We start from the raw sequence: 18,386 nt of genomic DNA, 5'->3' as shown, positions 1-18,386 counted from the left end.
GAGCAGATGCATCACCTTGATGGCCGATTTCAGCAGTTCCCCGGGTTTGGCGATCAGAAGGCTGAAAGTGATCGGCCGTAGCGCCGAGCTCATGAACTTGACGGCCGGCGCCGTGACACTGTCCGCGGCGATGCTTGAAACAGCATTGGTCGCTTCCGCGGGGGGATGATCGGCGCTGGCCTCTGCCGCGAGAGGGTGATCAGCAATGGTCTCTGCCACCAGAGGGCGCTCAGCACTGGCCTCTGCCGCAAGCGGATGGTCGGCAATCGTCTCTGCCGGAAGAGCACGACCGGCAATGGTCGCCGGTGCAGGAGGGCGACCGCGATTGGCCGCGACGGCAGGACGACGACCGGCATTGGTAGCTCCCGCAGTTGGGCGATCTACCGTGAGCCGAAGGCTGCTATCGCGCCGAGTCGGGGCCGTCTCCGGTAGATCGTAAGGCAGCCAATCGCGCGCCGAATGTGATGAGGCTGCYGGAGGCGGAGCGCCGGCTCCGGAGCGAGACCGGGTTTCAGCCGGCGCCTGAGTAAAGCTGAATGTGACAACCAGGCAGGCTGCCAGGAGCAGCAACGCACCAGCGCCGATACTGCGCGACTTAAGTTGAAGGAATGAAATCATTCCGCCCCTTTCTTTATTCTTATGATAATTGACAATATAATTCACCGCGAACCACCCTTCGCGGGGAACGTCAATCGACCATAGAGAGAAGGATCTCGGACTTATGACCAAGAGGAAGGCATAGGTAGCGATGATAGGCTTAAGCGCAGGCACAGAGTTGGCAAATTCAATTTGCAAACGCTGCCGGACGACCGCTCACTAACCTTGGTTTACGGCAAAAATGTGCACCGCAACAAATGTTATGTCACAATGAAGTCGAAGCAGTGCAGTGAGAGGGATGGTCGCGCGTCCAGGAAACGACGATGTCGCAAGACCTTAATTGGTTCTCCTCACCCATATCGCCGGAACGGTTGCATGCGCTGCGAACGACCGGGCGCCCACCGGATTTGCACCGCCAACGTTCTGCTGGAACGAGCACCCGAGCCGAAATCGATCCGACTCAGATTGCTTCGGCAAGGGTGAACGCGAACGCCGCCGATATCGTCATGGCCACGGGTAGCCAGTTCCTCGGMCGCTCCTCGCCAATCGTGAAGAAATTGAGCGGAAAAAGGTGCCGGTGCGCTGCCGTCGCCGAGGCCTCCCTCGGCGCTTCCATGAAGCATTCCTCGTCGAACCATGCCCAGTTATCGTCCCAGGTCCAGCAATTGTGCTTGCGGTAGACGTCCGCGACCGCATTGGCGAAGACCTTGTCGGTCGGCAATCTGATGTAACCGCCGGGCGCACGCGAGAAATGACGCATCGCCAGGGGCAAGGCGCGTTCGGTGCAGTAATTCGACATCCAGAGCCGAAAGCCGATCTCCTCGCGCAGCACATTCAGGGCGCGGAACACCTGGATGTGCTCTTCATGCCCGTACTCGCCCCAGGGATTATGCGTGAAGACGTTCATCTCTGGCCGCAGGCGCCGTCTCAGCAACTCRCATATGATCTGGAAGTTCGTTTCATAGGCCCTGGATACGCTGGCGGCGGCGATGCGCTCGAGCTTCACCGCCGGCAGGGCTGCAACGGACTTGCGGGCGAGGCGCGTCATTGCCCGGCGCTCGGCCTCGATGCCGAAACCGATACCGGCCCCGGTCAGCACGGGATCAGCCCAGTTGGCGCAGCCATAGGCGCCCGACTCGTCGACATCGAGACAGGTGACGTTGCCGCGGGGATATTCGGCGATTGCGGCCGCCCGCGCTTCGCCAATCCCGGGCTTCCCCCAGAAATGGCGGTAGACGATGATGACCTCGTCAGCGTCGCGCAGGATTGAATTGAACCAGAGCAGTTCATCGTCGGGGTGGGCGCCGATGATGACGGAATTTTCCAGAAATCCTGGCCTTTGCTGCATTGCCCTTGCCCTCGCCGTCCTGCTCATCTCATTTCGGGCTGCCATCAGCGGGATCGCGCTGCAAACAGAGGGGAACAATATGCCCCCGAAAACGCACGCACCGCCGCGCCTGCGACCATCGACGCTCATAGCCCGGCCGCCGCCGGCCATGACGTAACGGCAAACAATGCAAAAGCTGTTAAGGCAATGACGATCTAACGGAGGAGCTGCATCCCTCGTGCAGGGCTTTCTCTCCTCCCCAGCGCTCGTCCGACCTGAGTTAGCGGGCCTGTGTGAGGGGCCTGCAGAAGCAGTGCAGAGGGCAGGCTCCATCGTCGCGACGGCTCCATGCCAGGCAAACTCGCATTGCTGCGCCATGCGCCGCCAACAGCCCCGTCGCCTGTCCGCCGCGCTTGTCGCGCGATGGCTAGAGCCCGCATATGGCGCTGCCTCGCCGCCCTCCGAGAGTTTTCGCGTGAACCAAGCCATCCGGCCGCAATCGCTGTCTCTCGCCAGGCAGCAACGCCCCTGGCTCGGCTTTGCCTGCGGCATCCTGGCGGCAGCGATCTGGGGCATTCAGGCCGTGATCTCACGGCAATCGGTCGCAGATGGCATGACCGCAGCCGATGTCACGATCCTGCGCTTTGCAGCCGCCGCACTCGTGCTGCTGCCCTTCGCGCTCAGGCGCATGAAGCCTTTTCCGGTCGGCAAGCTCGGCTGGCGGCGAGCCCTCATCCTGACCGCGATCGTAGGCCCGACCTACAGCCTAATCCTCGTCGGCGGCGCCCATTTCGCCCCCGCCCTGCATTCCTCGGTCATCTCGCCCGGACTGATCCCGGTCTGCACCGCATTGCTCGCATGGTGGGTGCTCGGCGAGCGCGCGAGCACKGCCCGCCTCGCCGGTCTCAGCGTCATCGTTCTCGGCGTCGCGCTGTTCTCGATGGAGGCCCTGGCCAACACGCCGACCCGCGAAGGCGCCTGGATCGGCGACATGCTCTTCGTGCTGATCGCCTTGCTCTGGTCGGCCTTCGGCCTGCTCTGCCGGCGCTGGGGCGCTGATGCGATCGAAGTCACCATGGCGACATGCCTGCTGTCGGTGCCGCTCCTGCCGCTCGTCGCACTGGTGATGCCCGTGCATCTGACGCAGGCGGCACTTTCAGCCATAGCGCTGCAGGCGATCTATCAGGGATTGCTGGTCGGCGCCTTCGCGCTGTTTCTCTACACGCAGGCCGTCGCCATCCTTGGCGCCGGACGGGCGGCCCTGTTCCTGCCGCTGGTACCGGTCGTGACCGCGCTCTCCGGCACGCTCCTGCTCGGCGAGCGACCGTCCCCAGTCGAGATCGCCGGCATGGCGCTCGCAATCACCGGCATGTTGATCGCGCTGCGCGCGCGCAGTCTGGCGTAACGAGCCCTTGCCGGTCATTCCAGACAGGTTGCCGCGCCCGGAATGACCGCTCAAGCGGCGAAGCCCGGGGCTCAGCCCTTGTGATCCTTGGCGATCGGCTCGACATAGGCCAGCCCCATATCCCAAGGAAAATAGATCCAGGTGTCCTGGCTGACCTCGGTAACGAAGGTGTCGACCGTCGGCACCCCAGCCGGCTTCGCATAGACCGTTGCGAAATGGGCATTGGGCAGCATTTCGCGCACGACACGTGCCGTCTTCCCGGTGTCGGTGAGGTCGTCGACCACCAGCACGCCCTTCCCCTTGCCGTCACCGATCGCCCTGATCGAGGGAGCGACGTCCTTCAGCACCTTGAGCTCGGACTGGTTCTTGTAGTCGTGGTAGCTCGCGACGCAGACCGTCTCGATCAGGCGCAAGCCCAGTTCGCGGCAGATGATCGCCGCCGGTACCAGACCACCGCGGGTGATGCAGACGATGGCCTCGAAGGGCCCCTTCTCGGCCAGCCGCCAGGCGAGCGCGCGCGCATCGCGATGGAACTGGTCCCAGGAGACGGGGAAGGCCTTGTTGGAGGTCGGTTCGGCCATTGGGGGCTCCGGAGCGGCTGTCACGGTTTCTGTGACAATCCGGAAAGCCTATAAGCGGGGCGCTGGCAAGAGGCGCGTCCCGCTTCATCCCCAATCGGTCGTGTTTCAGCGGGTATCAGAACTCCGACCAGCCATCGGCAGTGCCGCCCGACATGACGCGCCTCAGCTTCGGCGCCCCCTTGGCAGGCGGCGAAAGCGGAGCGGTAATGGCCCTGGTGAGATGTGGCGCCCACTGCTCGATCTGGCGCGCAATCACGGTCTCGAAACCTGGTCCGCCATCTTGCAGCCGGAATGCTGCGACCATCGCGCTCAAGCGCTCGGTATCCTGCCTCAGCTCCTGCGCCACCTTCGCGCTCTCATCGGCAAGCAGGGCATTCTGCTGGGTGATCTCGTCCATATGAGCGACGGTCCTGGCCATCTCATCGATACCATTGGCCTGCTCGGCCGTTGCTTCCGAGATTTCGTTGACCGTGGAGGCGACGCGGCTCGCAGCCGAGGCGATTTCCTGAAGTGTCGCGCCGGCATTCTTCACCAGACTGACGCCGGTTTGGATCTGCTCGCTCGAATTGGCGATCAGCGATTTGACGCCGTTAGCGGATTCGCTGCAACGCGCGGCAAGAGCCCTCACCTCGGTTGCCACGACCGCGAACCCGCGCCCGGCATCCCCCGCGCGGGCCGCCTCGACCGCGGCATTCAGCGCCAGCAGATTGGTCTGGAACGCGATGCCGTCGATCATCGAGATGATCTCGGATATGCCGGCCGAAGCCTGCTCGATCCGCGTCATCGCACTCACCGCCTCGGCAACGATCGTGCCGCCACGCTCCGCGACGTCGCGCGCCTCGTGGCCGAGGCTGACGGCGGTGCGGGAGTGACCCGCGCTGTGCTTCACGGACGCCGCGAGCTCCTCGGTTGTCGCCGCAGTCTCCTGCAGGCTGGAGGCATTGGCTTCGGTGCGCTCGGCGAGCTGGGCACTGTCGGACGAGATCTTGCTCAATGCGCTGGCGATCTGGTGCGAGATGTCGCGGACCGAGCCAACCATCTCGGACATGGTGTCGAGCAGATCGTTGACGCCGGCGCAGAGCTGCGCAACCTCGCCGCTCTTGCCCGCGAGCGCGATGCGCCCCGTCAGGTCCTTGCCCTTGGCACGAGCGATGACTTCGCCAGTCTCCTTCACCGCGGCCTCGAGCTGCTGACCGCGGAAGGTCGCGGTGATGTCGGTTGCGAACTTCACGACCTTGAAGGGCGTGCCCTTGGCGTCGAAGATCGGATTGTAGGATGCCTGGATCCAGACCTCCTTGCCGCCCTTGCCGATGCGGCGATATTGCGCGGCATCGTATTCGCCACGCCCGAGGCGCTCCCAGAACTGGCGATAGGCCAAGCTCTCGCGCTCGACCGGATCGACGAACATGCGGTGATGCTGCCCCTGGATCTCGCCAAGCGAATAGCCGAGTACAGCAAGAAAGTTCTCGTTGGCCGTCAGCACATGCCCCTTGAGGTCGAATTCGATCACCGCCTGCGCCTTGCTGATGGCAGCMTGCTGCCCTTCAAGGTCAGCGAGGCGGTTCTTCTGTGCCGTGACATCAAAGGCGTATTTGATCACGCCCCGCGGTTTGCCGCCGGCACCAAGGAGCGGGTTGTAGCTGGCCTGGATCCAGACCTCCTTGCCTCCCTTGCCGACACGCAAGTACTGGCCCGTCGAGAATTCACCACGCCCGAGATCCTCCCAGAACMTGCGATAGGCCGCGCTCTCCCGCTCGGCCGGATCGACGAACATGCGGGTGGTGCTGCCCCCTGATTTCGTCGAGGGTATAGCCCAGCACGTTCAGGAAATTCTCGTTGGCGTTGAGGATCATGCCGTTCAGATCGAATTCGATGACGGCTTGTGAGCGGTTGATCGCCGCGACCTGGGCGGCAAGGCGTCGATTGGAGAACAGGCTGGAAAGGCGCGACATACAACCTCCCGATCGCTGTTCCGGCACGGGAGCGCAGAGCACTCCGCACGGGCCGGACACATGCAGCCCACACCGACACCGTTCCCCCCGGAACCGCCGGAACCGCCGCGTCGACATGAGCGCTGCCGGCAAGCCGACCGCAAGTCGAGGATGAATTATGACCGTTTATAAATTGTTTAACAGGCACTATTAGCGATGTATTCACGGCAACGAATACATCAAAAACTATAGTTTTCTATTCATAAAGACTTAAAATCAATTGATTCTGACAATCATCAAAAGTAAACAATGCAATAAAAAGAATAATCTTAAAATATATGATCAAAAATAACTAAAGAAGGAAAGAGATCACCGACGTAATCGAGCGCGCTCATGCTCGATCATCTGCTTCACCGCCGCCATCGCCTGATCTAATTTCTCAGGATCGCGCGAGCGCACCACGACATTCGTATCAGGACCAGTCTCGGACCAGAAGGGATAGGAGCCGATCGCGACCTGCGGATGAGACTGAGCGATCTCGCCGAGAGCCGTGCCGATATCGCCTTCACGCAGACCGGCCCGCACGGTGTCGGACAGGATGCGCGTTCCTGTCTTGAGAGTGGGTCCGACCACGTCGAGCATCGCCTGCATGATCGCCGGCACGCCCGCCATGACGATGACATTGGCGATGATGAAGCCCGGAGCCTTCGAGACGGAGTTCGCGATCAACTCCCCGCCCTCGGGGATGCGCGCCATGCGCATGCGCGCTTCGTTGAGCTGGTCCGGCGGAAAGCGCTCTGACAGCATCGCAACCGCGCGCGGATCGACATTGATCGGCACGCCGAAAGCCGCTGCAACCGAGTCGGCCGTGATGTCGTCATGGGTCGGGCCGATGCCGCCCGTGGTGAAGACATATGTATAGCGAGAGCGCAATGCATTGACCGCAGAGACGATCTCGTCAAGGGAATCGGGCACGACACGAACCTGGCGCAACTCGATGCCGATATTGGTCAGATACTCGGCGATGTAGCCGATATTCTTGTCCTTCGTCCGCCCCGACAGAATCTCGTCGCCGATCACCAGGATTGCGGCCGTGACGGGGGGACGATTCAGCGGTGCGTCGGTCATGGCCGGCTCCTCTCAGGTGCCGGACGGCAAGACATGCCGCCAGCTCGTGACGATGATGCTGATCCGCCGCCCGCTCATGCCGCGCCGGGTTAGGAGCGCTGCGACATGAGCTTTCCTGATCACGCTTTAGAGCTAGGACCTTGGCGCAAACGGCTCAAGCGGCAGAAACGCCGTGTATGGCCTGCCCGCTATGCATGAGGCGCTGAACAGCAGCGAAAACGTCAGCCGCGCTTGCGTTCGAAGATGAGGTTGATGCGTGTCTGAGCTGTGAGCACATAACCGCTCGCGGTCAGGAGGGCRATGAGATCGCTCTGCCAACGGTTGCGCGAATCCTCGATGATGATCAGCTCGGGCCAAAGCGCTTCGGGCGCATCGCGCAGGAAGGGCTCGAGGATCAGGTCCTCAGCCCCCTCGACATCGAGCTTGACTGCGTCGAGGCGGTCATAGCCCTCGTTCTCCATCAGGGCGAGCAGTGTCGTCGCCGGCACCCGAACCGTGCTGCCGGCACTGGAGCGCAGGATGCGGACGCTCGACTCGCCACGGTTGTTCGGGTCGAGAAACAGCGTCAACTCGCCCGGCTTATCGGCCAGCGCGCACGCAATGGCCTTGACCGAGCCAAACGGATTTTGCGCAATGTTGAACGTCAGGCGCGAAAAGATCTCGGGCTGCGGCTCGACGGCCAGGATACGCGCTCCCGGGCCAGCTGCCGCCGCAACGCAAAGCGAATAGGCGCCGATATTCGAGCCGATATCGATGAAGCGGAAACCCTCACGCTGGCGCGCCCGCCCCGTCAGCAGTTCCCGCTCGTAAGGATCAAAATATTGCGGCGTGAACAATACGCGCTTCTCGCAGACATTGCCGTCTGGATGGAGGCGCATCTGCACGCCAAGCGCTTCGATATCGACGGGCTGGCCCGCAAGCGAACTCAGCCCGATGCGGCGCAGCGCATAGGCGAATTTGCGACCGAGGTAGCTGTCCGGAGCCCCGCGTGTCCAGTTGATGATCTGGGCCACGAGGCCCTGAGGTGCGAAAGCGCCGAAGGGACGGGCTTCCGTCGATTGGATATCGTTCATTGCCATTGGAGCGCCTGATACACGTCAAAGCCGTCGCGCGCCAGCAACTTGATCGATCGAGGGGTACCAGGCCCTCCGCCATGGTGCAGCGGGCCCCCACGGATCAGGCAGACCGCTTCAACGTCGAGCCAGAAAACAGCAAGCCGCAACGCAAGGTCTGGGCTATAGAGAGGCCTGTTGTCCGGGGTGCTGAGGTGCTCGGGAGAATGATCATGGTAAGCTGGCGACCCGATCCTTCCTTTTACCCCTCGCCGCGGCTGGCGGCCAAGGCTCCCGCCGAGCGGCTGGCCTACGTGGCCTCCTTCGATCCGGAGCGCAGGAAACCCGACGCGATCGCCGTCGTCGACGTCGATCCCGCGTCGTTGAGCTATGCGCAGATCGTCGGTCAGGTCGAGATGCCGAATACCGGCGATGAGCTGCATCATTTCGGCTGGAATGCTTGCTCGTCCTGTCTGTGCCCGAATGCGCCGCACCCCCATATGGAGCGACGCTACCTCGTCGTTCCCGGCCTGCGCTCATCGCGGCTGCATATCATCGACACCAGACCCGATCCGAGGAAACCGACGATCGCGCGGGTCATCGAGCCGGAGGAGATCGCCGAGAAGGCCAGGTATTCGCGGCTGCACACCATTCATTGCGGGCCGGAGGGCATTTACGTGAATGCACTTGGCAATGCCGAAGGCAAGGAACCCGGCGGCATCTTCCTCCTCGACCCCGTCAGCTTCGACGTACTGGGGCAATGGGAGATGGATCGTGGCTCCCAGAAGCTCGCCTATGATTTCTGGTGGCATCTCGGCCACGACACCATGGTGACCAGCGAATGGGGCACGCCCGATACGTTCGAGAATGGACTGGTTCCGGAAGTTCTGCTCAGCAGCAAATACGGGCGGCGGCTCCATTTCTGGGACCTGCACACGCGCAAGCATCAACAGGAGATCGATTTCGGCGAGGAGCATCAACTCGTCTTTGAACTGCGCCCAGCCCATGACCCGAGGAAGGCCTATGGCTTCGTCGGCTGCGTCATCAGCTTGAAGGATCTCTCCGCCTCGATCTGGACCTGGTATCGCGAGGGCACGAAATGGGCGGTCAGGAAAGTCATCGAGATCCCTGCCGAGCCGGCTGATCCTGATCTCCTGCCACCGGTCCTGAAGGGGTTCAAGGCGGTTGCGCCCCTCGTCACCGACATCGACCTCTCGATGGACGATCGCTACCTCTACGTGTCCTGCTGGGGCACCGGCGACATGATTCAGTACGATGTGTCGGATCCGTTCAAGCCTGTGGAAACCGGCCGGGTCCGCATCGGCGGCATCGTTTCCCGCGCCTCCCACCCCGGAGCGAAGAACGGGCATCTCAACGGCGGCCCGCAAATGGTCGAGATCAGCCGCGACGGCAAGCGGGTTTATTTCACGAACTCGCTCTACGGGGCCATCGATCCGCAATTCTATCCCAATGGAATCGACGGTTGGATGGTAAAGCTCGATGTCGGGGAGAAGGGCGGCATCCGCTTCGACGACAAGTTCTTCGTCGACTGGCCCAAGGGGCACCGGCCTCACCAGGTCAGGCTGGAGGGCGGTGACTGCTCGTCCGATTCCTATTGCTACCCCTGACGCCCCTGCCCGGCATGATCGCTCGAACGGGAGCCTGAGATGTCGCCTTGGCTCATGCTCGCCGGGCTCGGTGCCTTCCATGGCCTGAACCCGGCCATGGGCTGGCTCTTTGCGGTTGCGCTCGGTCTGCATCGCGAGAGCCGTCGCGTTGTGTGGTTGTCCCTCCTTCCGATCGCGCTGGGGCATGCGGCCTCGGTCGCCGTGGTGGTCGCGGCGGTAGTTGCCCTCGGGACCATCATTGACCACGAAGCGCTGCAAAGGCTCGCGGGCCTTCTGCTTCTGGGGTGGGCAGCCTCCCATGCCGTCTTCGGTCACCGGCATCGCGTCCGGGTCGGCATGCAGACGGGGCTTGCCGGACTCGGCGCCTGGTCATTCCTGATGGCGACCAGCCACGGGGCCGGCCTGATGCTTGTACCGGTCATCATCCCGCTCTGCCTTGCTGCGACGCCGGCGCGGGAATTGACTGCCGCGGGGTCGTTGCCGGTCTCGCTGGCCGCCATCGCCCTTCACATGGCTGCAATGCTGGCTGTGACAGCAACGATTGCGGCGATCGTCTATGAATGGCTGGGGCTGGCCTTCCTGCGGCGGGGCTGGATCAATCTCGACACACTCTGGATCATCGTTCTGGCGGCGACAGGCCTCAACCTGGTCCGCTAAGCACCGCCAAAACAGCGCCTGCACCCTTCAGTTCGAGCTGGCACGGGCGCAATCATCTTGCGCAGCCGGCCAAACGCAATAGATATGATGGGCAAGGAGCTTCTTGCCCATCATGACATTCGACGAAAATCTGGGACGGGCGCGGATGCGCGAACCGGCCATCAAACTTCATGGTCCCGAAGCCTTCGCGGCCATGCGCAAGGCCGGCCGCCTGACGGCAGAAGGCCTCGACATGCTCGGCGAGCACGTCCGGCCAGGCGTCACCACGCAACGCCTCGACGAGCTTGCCTTCCAGTTCGCCATGGACAATGGCGCCTACCCGGCGACCCTGTTCTATCGCGGCTATACAAAATCGATCTGCACCTCGATCAACCATGTGGTCTGTCACGGAATCCCGGACGACAAACCCCTGCGCGAAGGCGACATCCTCAATATCGACTACACGCTGATCGTCGATGGCTGGTATGGCGATTCCAGCCGGATGTACGGGGTCGGCGACATTCCCCGCAAGGCCGAGCGGCTGGTCGAAATCACCTATGAAAGCCTGCTCCGCGGTATCAAGGCCGTGCGCGCCGGCGCGACGACCGGCGATATCGGTTTCGCCATCCAGCGCTATACCGAAGCCGAGCGTTGCTCGGTGGTGCGCGATTTCTGCGGCCACGGCCTGGGCCAGGTCTTTCACGATGCACCCAACATCCTGCATTACGGCAGTCCCGGCGAAGGCGTCTTGCTCAAGCCCGGGATGCTTTTCACCATCGAGCCGATGATCAACCTCGGCAAGGCGGGCGTGAAGGTGCTTTCCGACGGCTGGACGGCGGTCACCCGCGACCGCTCGCTTTCGGCCCAGTTCGAGCACACGGTCGGTGTCACAGAGACCGGCTGCGAGATCTTCACGCTGTCGCCGGCAGGCCGCGACAATCCGCTCGCGGCACGATGAAGCAAGAGGGCGGTCAGCGCGGATCACAAGTCCCGTTGCCGGAAGAACCCACGGCCGTTGCCGTGCCGCACTACCACGGTCATCGCCAAAGGCTTCGCGATCGCTTCCAGGAGTCGGGCGCCGACACCCTGCCCGATTACGAGTTGCTCGAGCTTCTGTTGTTCCGCTCCATCCCGCAGCGCGACGTGAAGCCGCTCGCCAAGGACCTGATCCGGCGCTTCGGCTCATTCGCCGAGGTGCTTGGCGCGCCGGCCGCGCGATTGACTGAGGTCAAGGGCGTCGGCTCCGGCGTTGCGCAGGATCTCAAGATCGTCGCGGCCGCCCTGCAGCGCATGGCGAGGGGAGCGGTGGCGAAACGCCCGGTGCTGTCATCCTGGTCGGCGGTTCTCGACTATTGCCGAATGGCGATGGCCTTTGCCGAACGCGAGCAGTTCCGCATTCTGTGACAAGTCATTGATTTGACTACTCGGCGTCCCCGGCCTGCTCGGACGCCCCCTCACCCGCTTACACCACCGCACCCGCCAGCAACAGCCGGCGGCAACGCGCCTTTGTGCGCATTTTCAGAGGAGTCTGCCCATGCAGATTGTAGACTTTGTGTCGTTTCCCGACCCGGGCGGAGACACGGCCAGKACGGTTGCGCGCTTTGCGATCGCAACGCCCGACATGAGGCTTAGCGGCTTTCGGCTGCGGCTTCGGCCAAACGGCAGCTTCATCGTAGCCGCACCGTTTGCTGGCGGCGTTCGCCTCGCGAACTTCAGCCCCGCCATGTTTCGTCAAATCAATGAAGCCGCTGAGGCGGCCTATCGAGGGCTCGATGCCATTGACCGCCGCGCAGCCTGAATTCGAAGACGACTACCAGCCGACAGGCCTAGAGCGCCTGATTGGCCCCGTCGCACCCCCGCCCGAATGGGACGACTGCCCTCCAGAGGAGACCCCGGAAGCTGTCGAATGGATGCGGCGCCGTGACTGGGCCGAAGCGGTACGGGAGCAGATTGAGCGGGACAAGCGCGCCGACGAGCGTGCCGCGTCTATGGTGGAACGCTCGGCTATCGTCACGGCAGCCAAGGCCGGTGATTATGCGGCGTTGGCCAAGATCACCGGCAAGCCTGCGGGCTGGATGCCTGCACCGGCAAATGACAACCGCAAGGCCGCGGTCACCGCCACCCCGTTCGTGTGGATCGACCCCAAGACCATCCCCAGACGCGAATGGCTCTACGGCGGCCACTACGCCCGCCAGTACCTCTCGGCGACCTTCGGCGCGGGCGGTGGCGGAAAGACCGCCCATAGCTATACGGAGGCGCTGGCCATGGCGTCCGGCAAGCCACTGCTCGGCGAGATACCGCGCGAGCGCAGACGCGTCTGGACCATCAATCTTGAAGACCCTATCGAGGAAATCCAGCGGCGCGTCATGGCGGCGGCGCTGCACTTCAGCCTCCGGCCGGATGACATTGAAGGCCACCTCTGGACCGACTCGGGACGCGAGCAACAGTTCGTGGTCGCTCGTACCGAGGGGCGCGATATCAAAGTCGTCGAGCCGATCGTCTCATCGCTCATCAGGGAAGTGAAGGAGCGCCAGATTGACGTCCTGATCGTCGACCCGTTCGTATCCACGCACTCGGTGCCGGAGAACGATAACGGCGCTATCCAGGCTGTTGCAGCACAGTGGGTGCGGGTTGCCCATGAAGCTAACTGCAGCGTCGAGCTTGTGCACCATGTGCGTAAGAGCAACGGCCAAGAAGCGACGGCAGATGACGGCCGCGGTGCCGGTGCGCTCAAAGACAAGGCCCGCTCTGTCCGGGTCGTCAACGGCATGACGAAGGAAGAAGCCGACAAGGCTGGCGTCTCGTCTGAGGATGTCCGCCGGTACTTTCGCGTCGACTTCGGCAAGGTGAATATGGTGGCCTCGTCGTCTTCGGCGTGGCGCCGGTTCGCTAGCGTCAGTCTGGGCAATGGAGCCGGCATGCTTGATCCCGCCGATCAGATCGGCGTCGTCGAAGAGTGGCGCTGGCCCTCGGCACAGGACATTGCCGGCGACGTTCCCGAAGAGGCTCTGCGGGGCATCCTTGGGCGATTGGCCGGTGGCGACGCTCGCGAGCATGAGCAGGCGGCGGGCTGGGCCGGGAACGTTATCGCGGAACTGCTCGGCATCGACATCGACGACAAAGCGGGTCGGACGCGCGTGAAGTCGCTGCTTCGGGCCTGGCTGAAATCGGGCGTCCTGAAAGTCCACGAGCGTCTAGACCACAAGCGCATGATGCGGAAATTCATCGTCCCCGCATCTGCCCCACCGCATGCAAACTCAGGTGGGGCAGAGGTGGGGCAAGGTGAGGCAGCTTCAATCCCATCCACCTGCCTCACCACCCCACCCCCTCGTAGAGGGGTGGGGGTGGGCAAGGGAGAATGGACGAAATCCCAGGTGGGGCGCTGGGTGGGGCAGATCCGCCGGAGCAAGAAGACTTCACCCCGCCCGCCTTCATCAAAAAGAGCCGAACACCGGCCGTCCTCATTCCAGTCGGGAGACCCGCATGACCACTATCGTCCCATTTCCATTCCGAGCCCCTATCGACGGAACGCCGGCCGGCTATCGCCAAGTCCTCGACCGGCTGCGCGCCGAGGATGCGGCAAACGACAACGAGCCCGCTTCCCGCCGGGCACGGCCGCAAGCGCCGCGGCATCGGGCTCTCGAGGCTGAGTTCGAGTCGCTGCGAAAATGGAAGACCCTCCGCGAGCTAGCCGAGCAAGCAGGTTGTCCATCCAGTTGGATGGCCGGCTCGGGTGACCCAAACGCTCCAACGGAGGCCGAACCGCGAAAGCCCCCGGAGTGGACTGAAGAAGCGCTCATCCTGGCGGCATCCATCGGCGTACGCTGGCGGCGTCTGGGCGGCAGGTTGATTCCTGCTGATGGAGATATTGCGCATAGCCCAACCACCGGACGGCTGCTCCGCTGCGGCCGGCTTGTGATGGCGGACGACCTCCGCGCCGATAATGACGACGAGGCGAAGGACGAACTGGGCGCGGAGACGCCGGATCTCGTGGAGGAGTTGTCGGGCGGCAACGTCGACAGCGACTCGGCCTATAATCGCCGCACCCCGGCGGGCAGCGTGATCGGAATCCTGCATCGCACCAAGGACGGGCGTGAGGTTACGCTGACGGAGCCCACAAAGCCCCGCTTTCGCAAGCGCCGTTCATTCCCGCCTCCGCCCGAGCAACCGGCATCTCCGTGGGATATCGGCGAGGCGCGCAATGAGCTTCAGCGCTTGATCGAGATCATGGCTCCGCAAGCTGTTTCGGTGCTCGACGGGGCATTACGGGCTGAGAACTTCCGCGAGATCGGCCTATCCCTCGGCAAGCATGGCAAGACGGCAGAACGCGCCGGTAAGGCAGCACTCCTCGCTGCCTGCGCCGAATTCGAAGCGGCACTCCAGGCGCTCGAGAAGAAGCGCGCCGCCTGAGCGTCCCTTTCTCGCAAGTTGCGGTCCTATCTTATAGAGGGGCCGCAGATTGCCCGCTCAGGTCCTCCCGACCACACCTCGGCCGGCGCTTCGGCGCTGGCCGTCTTTCGGGCCAGGCCTACCCCCCCCGTCATAGGTACCTTTCGGCGCATCAGCGGCCCTAGCGGTCGCACCACCTCGCCATGTCTCCAGATTTAGGCTCCGCAAAAAGGGTTAAGGGTTATAAAAATGGCCACGCAGAGCGAATATGCCGCCCATCGCGGGGTCAGCAACAACACGATTTCGAAGTGGAAACGCCGCGGTTTGCTGGTTTTTGACGCCGACGGCGGCGTTGATATCGAGAAATCCGACGAATTCGTCGCGAACCATGGCGGTCGGCTGTCGGTGTTACCTTTTAACCCCGAAGTGCCTGGAGAAGGCGCAGGGGTTACGATCACTCCCCTAATGTACGCCGACCCTGCCACTTGGACCAAGTCCGAGGCCGAGCGGGTCAAATTGCACTTCGAGGCCAAACTGCTGGAGTTGAAATTCGAGCGCGAGAGCGGCGAGGTTGCCGATATCGACGACGTCGTCGTGACGATCGCGACCGAATACGCGCTCGTTCGAAACAAGGTGGCGACGCTCGGCGAGCGGTTGGCTCAGCGCCTCGTGGCCGCGACGTCGGCAGAGGCCGTAAAGGATCTTGTCGACGCCGAGGTCGTGGCAGTGCTCACGGAACTGATGTCCGCAGCCCCGGGCTCAACGGATTTCGAAGAGCTTCGCGCTTCCGTCATGAGGCGGTTCACGCCTGCCACGACAGGCCAAGCAGCCTAATTCACTTCCGCGCCCAAGGGCGCACACGGCTTGGACCGTCGAGCCCTCGTGGCTCCGGCCGAAGCGGCCTCGGCGCGCAGCCTCTCGCACCGAGATCGTAGATCGGCGACGCACCGGGGTGGCTGCGTCGCCGGTTGTCTTTTCCACGCGCCTGGGCACCGGGCCGGCCCTTCAATTCCAAATTTCTCAAAATCGGAACCGACATGGACCCCATTCAGAGGTGGCGGGCGGCTGATGCCGCGTTTGCCGCTGGAATCACGCACCGGCGGCTGCTCGAGTTAATCGATCGTAGGGCCTTCAAACTCTCTCCGGCCGATGTCGACACACCAGGCGCAGGCGTCAGCCGGGAACTCACTAAAGAGAGCATTTATCGACTCGCCGCCGCTGCCGCACTGGTGAAGGCGGGGCTTCGTGTTCGGCTCGCTGCTCGACTCGTCGACGATTTTTCGACCCGCGCGTTGGCCGAAACCCACCCAACCTTTCTGATCGTAGATCTCGCAAACGGTCCCCGGCTTCTCGTCGACGAGCCTGTTGAGCCATCGATCAATCTCGTCGCCGACGCGGCCGCGATCGTCGCCGCCGTCGATGCGCGTCTCAAGGAAAGACCCCCCGTATGACCAACCACGAAACGTCCATCGAGATCGGCACTCGCCTCGCGAAAGCGCGCGAAGACGCGGTTAGTGCGGCCGCTGGCGTCAACACCGCCCAGGCCGCCTATGCCGACGCGCTTCTGACAGCTTCGGCGCCCGCACTGCGAAAGCTCGCCGAGGCCCGGTCTGACGCGACCATCCGCGTAGATCAGTTGAACGCGCTGGTTTCAAAGCTCGAGGTCGACCTTGATCTTGCTACCGAAGCCGAAGCCGAGGCCAGTCGATATGAGCAATACGCCGCAGCCTGCGCGCTCGCCGAAAGCGCTCGCAAGCAGCTTTTCGCCGATTATCCCAAGGCAGCCGAGAAAATTCGTGCCGTTTTGGGCGCAATCGCGGAGGCCGATATCGCGGTTGAGGCGGCAAACCAAAACCTGCCAGCGGGCGCAACTCCGATCGCAAAACCGGAAGGTTCGCGAGCGCTGCCTAACCTCCCTGAAGAAATAGTCAGCGAGGATACTGTCGAGCTGTGGGTCATGGACGGCAATTCATCGCCACTCCCCGCTGAGCAGCAGGATCAGGTTGATCGGAATGGCCGCATTGCCATTAACGGGCGTCAGTACAACTGCACCCGCCGGCATTTCCGCCGCAGGGAATTCCTGCCCCCGGTCTTCGGTCGATATGTTCGCCAGTTAGCTTCCGAGATCAATCTGCCCGGCCTGGCCTTCGGAGAAGGCTCTTATTGGAAGCCGGTGTCGGGCACAGGGGAGGCCCCGCGGCAGCTTGCCGAGCCCCGCCGTCCTCCTGCCGTCGACGGMCCGCGCGCGCCTGTCGTCGAATACCAACCGGTCCGCAATCCGTGACGCCACCCAAACGTCACGCCGTCATTCAATCGCTCTGACGAGAGTCGAGAGCCGAACATGAGAACGTAATGCCCCACCCGAAACCAGCCTCTGCCCCTGGCGAGTCATCGACTGAGATCAGCATGCGCCTCGATGCGCTTCGAGCCGACGCCCTTGCTGCCGACGCCGCGGTCATTGCGGCTGACACTGCCTATCAGGCGGGCCTTGTAGACGAGACGCCGGCTGCTCTTCGTAAAATCCTCGACTCCAAGGCGGAGGCCGCGATCCGCGGCGATCAAGCGCGCGCGAAGATTGCGGCGCTCGAGCCAAAACTGGCTTCTACTCTCGACGCCGAGGCCGAGGCCCGTCGGTGGGACACGTACGCGGCCGCGCAGGCGTTGGCAGAGGCTGCGAGAACGCGGTTGTTCAACGAGTACGAAGCCGCCTGCGAACCGATCCGCGAGCTTCTCCGCGTCGTCACCGTAGCCGACGTAGCCGTTGCTCGTGCCAACGCTGACCTACCCACCGGCGCGGATGAGATTGCGTACGCCGAGGCGGGTCGTAGCCTCTCCGGCCAGCCGGGCGAGGTGCTTTCGCAGACCGAGGTCCAACACTGGGCTTATTCGAACGGCGGCGAGCCAATCCTTGATGCGCCCCGCAAGCCATTCGGCACCTTTCGCGAAGGGCTCGTTTTCTTGCACGAGGACGACATTGTTCCCTCCGCTAAACGCACCTTCGTGCGTACGGAACGGCTGCCAGCCATTCCCGGCATCACTGTCCCGTCGCTCATTGCGAGCGTTGCCCTTCCCGGTCTGCGCGCTGGCGAGGGCGCGTTCTGGGCTMGCGTCGACAGTGTCGCTGCCGCGGTCGAACAACTCGCCACGCCACGTGCCCCCGCCGCTGCTCTCGGCCCGCGCTCTCCTGAGGTGACGTACGCGCCTGTCCGGCCAACTGCCGGCTAGTCACCAAACTTACCCCTCGGGCGGCCGATCGCCCGCACCCCATTCGCATCGCGGCTCTGCTGCAGAACGGACCTTAAAAATGGATACCAACTCAGAAGGCACCAGCGCCCGCGCCAATGCCATCATCAACGCCGATGCCGCTAAGGGCCGTGAGGCGCTGGCGAAGCACCTGGCCTATTCGACCGACATGACCGCCGAGGCCGCTATTGCCGCCCTTGCAGCGGCTCCTGCGGAGCCGCCGCTCGCCCGCATTCTCCGAAATTACCGCGCCGCTACAGGTCAGTGACGCAATACCCGACATCACAGCGGCACTGCCGCAGAAACGGATCTTTAAATGGGCACCTCGTCTGAGATCGCCAGCGCGCGCGCCAAGGCTATTTTGACCGCCGACGCCGCAACGGGTCGCGAAACTCTGGCCAACCATTTGGCATATTCGACGGAGCTGAGCTTCGAGACCGCTATTGCGGCGCTTTACACTGTGCCAGCG

The 18,386-nt window shown here is 63.2% G+C and carries 17 protein-coding genes and 2 pseudogenes; 12 read left to right on the top strand and 7 right to left on the bottom strand.

Features of this window, described 5'->3' with window-relative positions:
* A partial coding sequence (locus AC1DJT_RS20650; protein ID WP_476834760.1) for a hypothetical protein occupies window positions 1–663 on the bottom strand: 663 nt, incomplete at its 3' end.
* 394 nt (window positions 664–1,057) lie between these two features.
* Complete coding sequence (locus AC1DJT_RS20645) at window positions 1,058–1,945, bottom strand: hypothetical protein (RefSeq protein WP_441506171.1); 888 nt, start codon at window positions 1,943–1,945, stop codon at window positions 1,058–1,060.
* Window positions 1,946–2,399: 454 nt separating this feature from the next.
* On the opposite strand from AC1DJT_RS20645, the gene AC1DJT_RS20640 reads away from it, so the two are divergent.
* Entirely contained in the window at window positions 2,400–3,329 is a 930-nt protein-coding gene (locus AC1DJT_RS20640) for a DMT family transporter (protein WP_441506172.1), read from the top strand.
* Between the two features lie 71 nt (window positions 3,330–3,400).
* Here the strand turns inward: AC1DJT_RS20640 and gpt are convergent, their stop codons facing one another.
* From gpt to AC1DJT_RS20615, 5 genes and pseudogenes are all read right to left on the bottom strand, one after another.
* Window positions 3,401–3,910 (bottom strand): xanthine phosphoribosyltransferase, encoded by a 510-nt coding sequence (gene gpt, locus AC1DJT_RS20635; RefSeq protein ID WP_069880047.1) that lies wholly within the window; start codon window positions 3,908–3,910, stop codon window positions 3,401–3,403.
* 115 nt (window positions 3,911–4,025) lie between these two features.
* Window positions 4,026–5,084 carry a methyl-accepting chemotaxis protein gene (locus AC1DJT_RS20630; protein WP_476834761.1) on the bottom strand — a complete coding sequence of 353 codons (1,059 nt, stop codon included), beginning with the start codon at window positions 5,082–5,084 and terminating at the stop codon, window positions 4,026–4,028.
* A gap of 33 nt (window positions 5,085–5,117) precedes the next feature.
* Window positions 5,118–5,862 (bottom strand): annotated as a pseudogene (locus tag AC1DJT_RS20625) (PAS domain-containing protein); the annotation flags it as partial.
* A gap of 348 nt (window positions 5,863–6,210) precedes the next feature.
* Window positions 6,211–6,969: a competence/damage-inducible protein A gene (locus AC1DJT_RS20620; protein ID WP_441506173.1), complete on the bottom strand. Its 759-nt coding sequence runs from the start codon at window positions 6,967–6,969 to the stop codon at window positions 6,211–6,213.
* Window positions 6,970–7,190: 221 nt separating this feature from the next.
* A complete protein-coding gene (locus AC1DJT_RS20615) occupies window positions 7,191–8,048 on the bottom strand; it encodes an FkbM family methyltransferase (RefSeq protein ID WP_441491426.1) in 858 nt (285 codons plus the stop codon).
* A 206-nt stretch (window positions 8,049–8,254) separates the two neighbouring features.
* Between AC1DJT_RS20615 and AC1DJT_RS20610 the strand changes: the two genes are divergently transcribed.
* The 11 genes and pseudogenes from AC1DJT_RS20610 (at window position 8,255) to AC1DJT_RS20560 (ending at window position 18,185) form a co-directional block, all read left to right on the top strand.
* On the top strand, window positions 8,255–9,649 hold the full coding sequence (locus AC1DJT_RS20610) for a selenium-binding family protein (RefSeq protein ID WP_441506174.1): 1,395 nt from the start codon (window positions 8,255–8,257) through the stop codon (window positions 9,647–9,649).
* Between the two features lie 39 nt (window positions 9,650–9,688).
* Entirely contained in the window at window positions 9,689–10,306 is a 618-nt protein-coding gene (locus AC1DJT_RS20605) for a hypothetical protein (protein WP_441476648.1), read from the top strand.
* A gap of 112 nt (window positions 10,307–10,418) precedes the next feature.
* Complete coding sequence (map, locus tag AC1DJT_RS20600; RefSeq protein WP_476834759.1) at window positions 10,419–11,243, top strand: type I methionyl aminopeptidase; 825 nt, start codon at window positions 10,419–10,421, stop codon at window positions 11,241–11,243.
* Window positions 11,240–11,686, top strand: a pseudogene (locus AC1DJT_RS20595) (JAB domain-containing protein); the annotation flags it as partial. The gene map and the pseudogene AC1DJT_RS20595, both read left to right, overlap by 4 nt.
* Window positions 11,687–12,057: 371 nt before the next feature.
* Window positions 12,058–13,935, top strand: coding sequence for an AAA family ATPase (locus AC1DJT_RS20590; protein ID WP_476769791.1), 1,878 nt, complete (start codon window positions 12,058–12,060; stop codon window positions 13,933–13,935).
* A gap of 70 nt (window positions 13,936–14,005) precedes the next feature.
* Window positions 14,006–14,695 (top strand): hypothetical protein, encoded by a 690-nt coding sequence (locus AC1DJT_RS20585; RefSeq protein WP_476769790.1) that lies wholly within the window; start codon window positions 14,006–14,008, stop codon window positions 14,693–14,695.
* Between the two features lie 228 nt (window positions 14,696–14,923).
* Window positions 14,924–15,508: a hypothetical protein gene (locus tag AC1DJT_RS20580; RefSeq protein WP_476834758.1), complete on the top strand. Its 585-nt coding sequence runs from the start codon at window positions 14,924–14,926 to the stop codon at window positions 15,506–15,508.
* A 203-nt stretch (window positions 15,509–15,711) separates the two neighbouring features.
* Window positions 15,712–16,125 (top strand): hypothetical protein, encoded by a 414-nt coding sequence (locus tag AC1DJT_RS20575; protein ID WP_476769788.1) that lies wholly within the window; start codon window positions 15,712–15,714, stop codon window positions 16,123–16,125.
* Window positions 16,122–16,958: a hypothetical protein gene (locus AC1DJT_RS20570; RefSeq protein ID WP_476834757.1), complete on the top strand. Its 837-nt coding sequence runs from the start codon at window positions 16,122–16,124 to the stop codon at window positions 16,956–16,958. Before AC1DJT_RS20575 ends, AC1DJT_RS20570 begins: the two co-directional genes overlap by 4 nt.
* A gap of 122 nt (window positions 16,959–17,080) precedes the next feature.
* Entirely contained in the window at window positions 17,081–17,899 is an 819-nt protein-coding gene (locus tag AC1DJT_RS20565) for a hypothetical protein (protein ID WP_476834756.1), read from the top strand.
* A gap of 79 nt (window positions 17,900–17,978) precedes the next feature.
* Complete coding sequence (locus tag AC1DJT_RS20560) at window positions 17,979–18,185, top strand: hypothetical protein (protein WP_476769785.1); 207 nt, start codon at window positions 17,979–17,981, stop codon at window positions 18,183–18,185.
* The last annotated feature ends 201 nt before the right edge of the window (window positions 18,186–18,386 follow it).

It is taken from the genome of Allobosea sp. 05T422_2 (genome assembly GCF_056396265.1).
The sequence above is the reverse complement of the archived record's forward strand: the minus strand, read 5'-3'. Positions and strand labels throughout refer to the sequence as shown.

Bases quoted from the DNA above. Each gene is read 5' to 3' on its own strand.
- AC1DJT_RS20585 (WP_476769790.1), top strand. From the start codon at position 14,006: ATGGCCGGCTCGGGTGACCCAAACGCTCCAACGGAGGCCGAACCGCGA.
- AC1DJT_RS20605 (WP_441476648.1), top strand. From the start codon at position 9,689: ATGTCGCCTTGGCTCATGCTCGCCGGGCTCGGTGCCTTCCATGGCCTG.
- AC1DJT_RS20610 (WP_441506174.1), top strand. From the start codon at position 8,255: ATGGTAAGCTGGCGACCCGATCCTTCCTTTTACCCCTCGCCGCGGCTG.
- gpt (WP_069880047.1), bottom strand. From the start codon at position 3,910: ATGGCCGAACCGACCTCCAACAAGGCCTTCCCCGTCTCCTGGGACCAG.
- AC1DJT_RS20575 (WP_476769788.1), top strand. From the start codon at position 15,712: ATGGACCCCATTCAGAGGTGGCGGGCGGCTGATGCCGCGTTTGCCGCT.
- AC1DJT_RS20580 (WP_476834758.1), top strand. From the start codon at position 14,924: ATGGCCACGCAGAGCGAATATGCCGCCCATCGCGGGGTCAGCAACAAC.
- AC1DJT_RS20590 (WP_476769791.1), top strand. From the start codon at position 12,058: ATGCCATTGACCGCCGCGCAGCCTGAATTCGAAGACGACTACCAGCCG.
- map (WP_476834759.1), top strand. From the start codon at position 10,419: ATGACATTCGACGAAAATCTGGGACGGGCGCGGATGCGCGAACCGGCC.
- AC1DJT_RS20560 (WP_476769785.1), top strand. From the start codon at position 17,979: ATGGATACCAACTCAGAAGGCACCAGCGCCCGCGCCAATGCCATCATC.
- AC1DJT_RS20620 (WP_441506173.1), bottom strand. From the start codon at position 6,969: ATGACCGACGCACCGCTGAATCGTCCCCCCGTCACGGCCGCAATCCTG.